6 protein-coding genes are annotated in these 7,432 nt (G+C 41.3%); 5 read left to right on the top strand and 1 reads right to left on the bottom strand.

Going from position 1 to position 7,432, the window contains the following annotated elements:
• A partial coding sequence (locus ACVPON_RS10125; RefSeq protein ID WP_153050780.1) for a helix-turn-helix domain-containing protein occupies positions 1 to 134 on the bottom strand: 134 nt, incomplete at its 3' end.
• Positions 135 to 652: 518 nt separating this feature from the next.
• On the opposite strand from ACVPON_RS10125, the gene mnmG reads away from it, so the two are divergent.
• From mnmG to ACVPON_RS10150, 5 genes are all read left to right on the top strand, one after another.
• Positions 653 to 2,566, top strand: coding sequence for a tRNA uridine-5-carboxymethylaminomethyl(34) synthesis enzyme MnmG (mnmG, locus tag ACVPON_RS10130; RefSeq protein ID WP_462878518.1), 1,914 nt, complete (start codon positions 653 to 655; stop codon positions 2,564 to 2,566).
• 447 nt (positions 2,567 to 3,013) lie between these two features.
• A complete protein-coding gene (locus ACVPON_RS10135) occupies positions 3,014 to 4,975 on the top strand; it encodes a GGDEF domain-containing protein (protein WP_462878519.1) in 1,962 nt (653 codons plus the stop codon).
• 12 nt (positions 4,976 to 4,987) lie between these two features.
• Complete coding sequence (gene rplI / locus ACVPON_RS10140; protein ID WP_462878520.1) at positions 4,988 to 5,440, top strand: 50S ribosomal protein L9; 453 nt, start codon at positions 4,988 to 4,990, stop codon at positions 5,438 to 5,440.
• Positions 5,441 to 5,472: 32 nt separating this feature from the next.
• On the top strand, positions 5,473 to 6,828 hold the full coding sequence (gene dnaB / locus ACVPON_RS10145; protein ID WP_462878521.1) for a replicative DNA helicase: 1,356 nt from the start codon (positions 5,473 to 5,475) through the stop codon (positions 6,826 to 6,828).
• Between the two features lie 2 nt (positions 6,829 to 6,830).
• Positions 6,831 to 7,082 (top strand): Veg family protein, encoded by a 252-nt coding sequence (locus ACVPON_RS10150; RefSeq protein WP_462878523.1) that lies wholly within the window; start codon positions 6,831 to 6,833, stop codon positions 7,080 to 7,082.
• The last annotated feature ends 350 nt before the right edge of the window (positions 7,083 to 7,432 follow it).

Below are 7,432 nucleotides of genomic sequence, written 5' to 3' on the forward strand. Positions count from 1 at the left end.
TTTCTCCGAACTTCTTTTGAGATTGTAGAAGGGTCTTTTCCTAGCTTAACAGCGATAGCCGAAAAGGGCTTAAGTTGTTCGATTCCTATTTGAATATCGTTTCGATCAGAGAGAGTAAGATGTTTGTTTTTCATTGTCAGTTACCAACTTGTCCCAAAGTAAGTTCTACCTTATTTTCTTGTCTCAGTCCAATTTCCAGTTTTTGTGACAGACTAGAACTTACTTTGAGAATTTACACACGATGAAAAGAAGCATTTAGCACATCATTCTTATTGAAAAATAAAGGAGTTTTTGCTACACTTAAGCTGGCAGTATTCATGATGGTCAAAGCTCATGGGATTGTACGTCTTTTGGTGTGCAATTTTCGAGGGTTTTGGCTCTTTTTGTGTAGATGTGGGGTTGTTACCTTATAGATGTTTGAGCAATATATGGATATCAGATTTTCGGAATTTGAGAGACAACTCTGATGAGGAACATGGCAATCTCCACCTTATACACGCATAATTATCCATGCATAAAAAGAAGATTGGACATCGCTTTACACAAGTTGACAGATTTGTAAACAAAGATATGTTTGTATCCATTTTTGAACCTACCTGCTAAATTGGTTACTGACAGACGTTAGATAGATTGGATTAAAGGAGATTGTGAGATGACAGGTAAATTTACAGAAGAATATGATGTGGTTGTAATTGGTGCAGGACATGCTGGTGTAGAAGCGGGGCTTGCATCTAGTCGGATGGGATGTAAAACCTTACTTGCAACCATCAATTTGGATATGCTAGCCTTTATGCCTTGTAATCCCTCCATTGGTGGTTCAGCCAAGGGAATTGTCGTTCGTGAAATTGACGCCCTCGGTGGTGAAATGGGGCGCAATATTGATAAGACCTACATTCAGATGAAGATGCTGAATACTGGGAAAGGACCTGCTGTACGAGCTTTACGCGCTCAAGCAGATAAGGCAAGATATTCACTAGAGATGAAGCGGACAGTTGAACGGCAGGAACATTTGACCCTTCGTCAGACCATGATTGATGAAATTTTGGTAGAAGAGAATCAGGTTATTGGTGTTCGGACTGCGACGAATCAGTATATTGCTGCAAAAGCAATTATTGTAACGACTGGGACGGCCCTGCGTGGTGAAATTATCATTGGTGATTTGAAATATTCGTCTGGTCCCAATAACAGTTTGGCTTCTGTTACTTTGGCGGATAATTTAAAGGAGCTAGGGCTTGAAATTGGGCGTTTTAAAACAGGAACTCCTCCTCGTGTCAATGCGCGAACCATTGACTATACCGCTACGGAAATTCAACCTGGAGATAAGAAGCCAAATCATTTTTCTTTCCTGTCAAAGGACGAAGATTATTTGAAACAGCAGATTCCATGCTGGTTAACCTATACCAATGCACGCAGTCATGAGATTATCCATCGTAATCTGCATCGTGCCCCCATGTTTTCAGGGGTAGTCAAGGGGGTGGGACCGCGCTATTGTCCGTCTATTGAGGATAAAATCGTGCGCTTTGCAGATAAGGAGCGACATCAACTATTCCTAGAGCCTGAAGGAAATAATACAGATGAAATCTATATTCAGGGGCTTTCGACCAGTCTTCCAGAAGATGTACAAAGGGATTTAGTTCATTCTATAAGAGGGCTTGAACATGCTGAGATGATGCGGACGGGTTATGCGATTGAATACGATATTGTGATGCCCCATCAATTACGAGCAACTCTTGAGACCAAGAAGATTTCGGGATTATTTACTGCAGGACAAACGAATGGGACCTCTGGCTATGAAGAAGCTGCTGGTCAGGGAATTGTCGCAGGAATAAATGCGGCACTTAAAGTACAAGGCAAACCAGAATTGATTCTGAAGCGTAGCGATGGCTACATCGGTGTTATGATTGATGATTTGGTGACGAAAGGAACGATTGAGCCCTATCGTCTTTTGACTAGTCGGGCAGAGTATCGCTTGATTTTGCGTCATGATAATGCAGATATGCGTTTAACAGAGATTGGGCGTCAGGTAGGTTTGGTTGATGATGAGCGGTATCAGCTCTTTCAGATTCACAAAAATCAATTTGAAAAGGAAATGGCGCGCCTGGATTCAATCAAATTGAAACCGGTCAAAGAAACCAATGAAAAGATTGTTGCCATGGGCTTTAAACCCTTAACAGATGCATTGACCGCCAAGGAATTTATGCGCAGACCGGGAGTGACCTATGCGGATGTGGTTCAATTTGTCGGGGTACCCACTGAAGAATTATCCGATAAAACGATTGAATTGATTGAGACTGAGGTCAAGTATGAAGGGTATATCACTAAGGCATTGGATCAGGTCGAGAAGATGAAGCGCATGGAAGAAAAACGCATTCCAACGGATATTGACTGGGATGATATTGATTCGATTGCGACAGAAGCTCGCCAGAAATTTAAGCTGATTTCTCCCGAAACAATCGGGCAAGCTAGCCGTATCTCTGGGGTCAATCCCGCAGATATATCCATCCTGATGGTTTATTTGGAGGGGCGTAGCCGTTCTATATCAAGGAATAAGATGAATAAAGACTGACATTGTGCTTTTACTTCAAACTAGGATGTAGGAATCAGTTGATACATACAAAAAGAAATAGCGCACGAAAGGAGTCTTAAAAGCTATCTCCTGCCGTAGTGGTATTCTAGACAATCAAAGCAGCTTATCCTCTTAAAAAATCAAAAGGATACTTCGTCAACTCGCCTTGGTGAATGCTCGTTCTACCTTGGGCTTCGATTATAAGGAAATGAGCGGTGCTACTCTCATTTCCAACCTTTCACAATTCTTCATTGTGAAAGCTAGTCTACTTTTGATTTTTATTGAGTATTAATAAGGATAGTAGGGCTAGTCTTAAATAACTGACATCACTTGTTCATTATAGGAGCTGTTTGATGCCTAGAAAATAGGGAGTTGTTGCAACTTGAATGAAAATAGGAACTAGCATTTTCAGTGCTTTTGTGGTAAAATGGCAAGCAGAGGTTAGTGATGAAAAAATTTCGATTTTCAACGGTTCATTTTGTGATGATTGGGATAATCTTCTTTGGCTTACTGGCAGTGATTCAAAGTGTCTATCCTAAGTCAACGATTACCTACTTATCTACATTCATAGCTTTCTTTTTGCTGATTTTACTCTTTATTTTTCAAAAGCATTCCTACGAAGTAAGTGAGGTAGAGCAAATTGAGTATTTAAATGATCAAGCGGACTCTGGCTTGATGCGCCTATTAGCACACATGCCAGTAGGGGTGATTAAAGTTCAGTTAGAACATAATCAAGTAGAATGGTTTAATCCTTATGCTGAACTTCTTTTTATCAAGGAAGATGGAGAATTTGATCAGCAGAGACTACGTGAAATCATTGATGCAGGCTTAGATGAGGATAGGACTTATGTTACGGTTGCTGACAAGCGATATGCCGTCTATGTTGATTTTGAGCAAGGCTTGTTTTACTTTTTTGATGCGTCAACGGAGTACTATGCTACTTCAAATCTAATCGGGAGTAGACCAGTCATTGGGATTATCTCGATTGATAATTACGACGAATTAGAAGATACCTACTCAGATTCTCAGATTAGTCAGGTGAATAGTTTCTTGGCTCAATTTGTGTCTGACTTTGCAAATGCAAACGGGATCTATTATCGCCGTGGAACCATGGATCGCTTTTATTTCTTCACAGACTATGCGGTTTTAAAAAGATTGATTGGAGATAAATTCTCGGTTATCAATCGTTTTCGTGAAGAAGCTAAACAGCTGGACTTGGCTTTGACCTTGAGTATGGGAATTGCCTACGGGGACAATAACCATCAGCAGATTGGTCAGATTGCCCTACAAAATCTCAACATGGCTGAGGTACGTGGTGGTGATCAGGTTGTTGTTAAAGAAAATGACGAGAGTAAGCAACCCCTCTTTTTCGGAGGTGGCTCTGCTTCATCGGTTAAGCGTACAAGAACTCGTACTCGTGCGATGATGACAGCTGTTTCTGATAAGCTAAAGACAGTTGATAAGGTATTTGTTGTCGGGCACCGAAATCTAGATATGGATGCCTTGGGTTCTGCTGTCGGTATGCAATATTTTGCGCAAAATATCATGAACAATGCCTATACTGTCTACAATGAAAAGGAGATGGGACCAGATATTCAACGTGCGGTTCAGAAACTGGTCCAAGAAAATTGCTCCAATTTAATAACGATTGAAGAGGCGAAAAAGCAGGTAACAGCGCAATCGCTCCTCATCATGGTGGATCACTCCAAGATTGGCTTGACCTTGTCGAAAGAATTTTATGAGCTATTCCATCAGGTAGTTGTGGTTGACCACCATCGTCGAGATGCAGACTTCCCAGACAATGCAGTTTTAACCTACATCGAAAGTGGTGCAAGTTCTGCAAGTGAACTGGTAACGGAATTGATTCAGTTTCAAAATGATAAGCACCATAAGCTCAATCGACTTCAGTCCAGCCTTTTGATGGCAGGGATTATGCTGGATACTAAGAATTTCACTACTCGTGTGACGAGTAGGACTTTTGATGTGGCGAGTTATCTCAGAAATCGTGGTAGTGATAGTTCAGAAATTCAGCAGATTGCGGCAACGGACTTCAGTGAATACCGTCAGATTAACCAATTGATTTTAAGAGGGCAAAAGATTTCGGACCAGATGGTTGTTGCTTGTGGTGATGAAAAAACTCTCTATGACAACATTGTACCAAGTAAGGCAGCAGATACGATTCTAGAGATGGCTGGAATTGAGGCTGTGTTTGTCATCACTAAAAATGTCAATGACTATATTGCCGTTTCAGCGCGGAGTAGAAGCAAGGTCAATGTTCAACGAATAATGGAAGAAATGGGCGGAGGGGGTCATTTTAATCTTGCAGCAGCCCAAATTTATCATCAATCACTAGAAGAGGTTCAGGCAAAACTGTGCCAAGTGATTCAAGAAGAATTAAAAGAAGAGTAGGAGGAATTTCTCATGAAGGTTATTTTTTTAGCAGATGTGAAAGGCAAGGGGAAAAAGGGAGAAATCAAGGAGGTTCCAACAGGTTACGCTCAAAATTTCTTGCTTAAGAAAAATCTTGCCAAGGAAGCAACGAACCAAGCAATTAGTGAACTGCGTGGGAAACAAAAGTCTCAAGAAAAAGCACACGCTGAGATGTTGGCTGAGGCAGAAGCTATCAGAGCTAAGTTAGCAGAAGAAGCAACACTTGTATCGTTTGTTGAAAAGGTAGGTCCAGACGGTCGGACTTTTGGCTCAATTACGAGCAAGAAGATTGCTGAAGAATTGGAAAAACAGTTCGGAATTAAGCTCGATAAGCGCAATATCCAATTAGACCATCCGATTCGTGCGGTTGGCTTGATTGACGTACCAGTTAAAATTTACCAAGATGTTCTAGGTGTGATTAATTTGAGTATCAAGGAAGCTTAATAAAAACGTGACAGAGCTAGGGGGTGAGAATCTTGGCAGAATTAGATGAATTGCGGGTACAACCACAAGATATTTTGGCGGAGCAATCGGTTCTCGGTGCGATTTTCATCGATGAGGGAAAGTTAGTTTTTGTCCGTGAATATATTGAGGCAGCTGATTTCTTCAAATATGCCCACCAGTTGATTTTTAAAGCCATGGTTGCCTTGTCTGATCGGCATGAGGCAATTGATGCGACAACCATGCGTAACTACTTGGCGAATCATGGTGATTTAGAAAATATCGGAGGGCTTAGTTATTTAGCCGAGGTTATTAACTCTGTCCCGACTTCTGCCAATGCCGAATACTATGCCAAGATTGTTGCTGAAAAGTCTAATTTACGCAAGTTAATTGCACGTTTGACGGAGTCGGTCAACCAAGCTTACGATGGTGCAGAAGAATCCGATGAAATCATTGCACGTGCAGAAAAGGCTTTAATTGATGTTAGTGAAGGGGCTAGTAGAAGCGGTTTTAAGCAGATCGAAGATATTTTGAATATCAATTTTGAAAACCTTGAACTTCGCTCCCGTCAAACCTCTGATATTACTGGGATTGCGACAGGTTATCCGGCCTTAGATGCTATGACGACAGGTTTGCACGAAGAGGAGTTGATCATCTTAGCGGCTCGTCCTGCGGTCGGAAAAACAGCCTTTGCCCTCAATATCGCACAAAATATCGGTACAAAATTAGGGAAGACAGTTGCTATCTTTTCTCTGGAAATGGGGGCGGAAAGTCTCGTTGATCGGATGTTGGCTGCTGAGGGGATGATTAATTCCCGTTCCATTCGTACGGGGCAATTGACAGATGAGGAATGGCAAAAGCTCACCATGGCACAAGCTAATTTAGCCAATGCCAGCATTTATATAGATGATACGCCTGGAATTAAGATTACAGAGATTCGTTCTCGCTCCCGTAAATTGGCTCAAGAAACGGGGAATCTGGGCTTGATTTTGATTGACTATCTACAGTTAATTACAGGAACTGGTCGAGAAAACCGCCAGCAGGAGGTCTCTGAAATTTCGCGGCAGTTAAAAATTTTAGCCAAGGAATTGAAGGTCCCAGTCATTGCCCTTAGTCAGCTTTCGCGTGGTGTAGAGCAACGCCAAGATAAGCGACCGGTCTTGTCAGATATTCGTGAATCTGGGTCAATCGAGCAGGACGCAGACATCGTTGCTTTCTTATATCGCGATGATTATTATGAACGTGGAGAGCAAGAAGATGGTGGTATTCCTAATAATACTGTCGAGGTTATTATTGAGAAAAACCGTTCTGGGGCGCGTGGAACCGTTGAGTTAATGTTCCAAAAAGAGTATAACAAGTTTTCAAGTATTTCAAAGAGAGAGGATGGATAAGCATGAGTGACGCATTTACAGATGTTGCCAAGATGAAGCAAATTAAAGAGGATATTAAGAACCATGAGGGGCAGATTGTTGAGTTGACTCTAGAAAATGGTCGTAAACGTGAGAAAAACAAACAAGGTCGCATTACGGAAGTTTACCAATCTCTCTTTATCGTGGAGTACCAAGACCCCAACAATACCTATGTAGAATCCTATACCTATTCGGATGTTTTAACGGAAAAGATTTTAGTCCATTATTTGGACTAAGCAGGTATTGATATCCGTTTGAAGGATGAGGGCATAGAGACCATAGAGTATGACCATTTTGAAGTTCCTTCAATTGGTTTGGGAACACATATCTATTCATTTGCTATTACGTTAACGACGGCCTTATACTTAGATTGGGAGCTTCCGTTTTTGAGTATGATCATGATATAGAAGAACTAGACCAATAGGTTTGGTTTTAGGAGGTGCAGATACCCAGATGGACATTTGCAACGAAAAGAATCCCCAACGGCTGTATGATATACTCCCCTTATAGTGGACAGTGAAAAAACAAAAATTCACTAGAAGCTAAAGGGGAGTTTTCCTATGTCTAAAAGAAGTCCAAAGTCAGT

The sequence above is a fragment of the Streptococcus sp. 1F3 genome (assembly GCF_054968985.1).

Excerpts from the sequence above, each read along its gene's own strand:
- mnmG (WP_462878518.1), top strand. The coding sequence starts at position 653 with ATGACAGGTAAATTTACAGAAGAATATGATGTGGTTGTAATTGGTGCA.
- ACVPON_RS10135 (WP_462878519.1), top strand. The coding sequence starts at position 3,014 with ATGAAAAAATTTCGATTTTCAACGGTTCATTTTGTGATGATTGGGATA.
- rplI (WP_462878520.1), top strand. The coding sequence starts at position 4,988 with ATGAAGGTTATTTTTTTAGCAGATGTGAAAGGCAAGGGGAAAAAGGGA.
- ACVPON_RS10150 (WP_462878523.1), top strand. The coding sequence starts at position 6,831 with ATGAGTGACGCATTTACAGATGTTGCCAAGATGAAGCAAATTAAAGAG.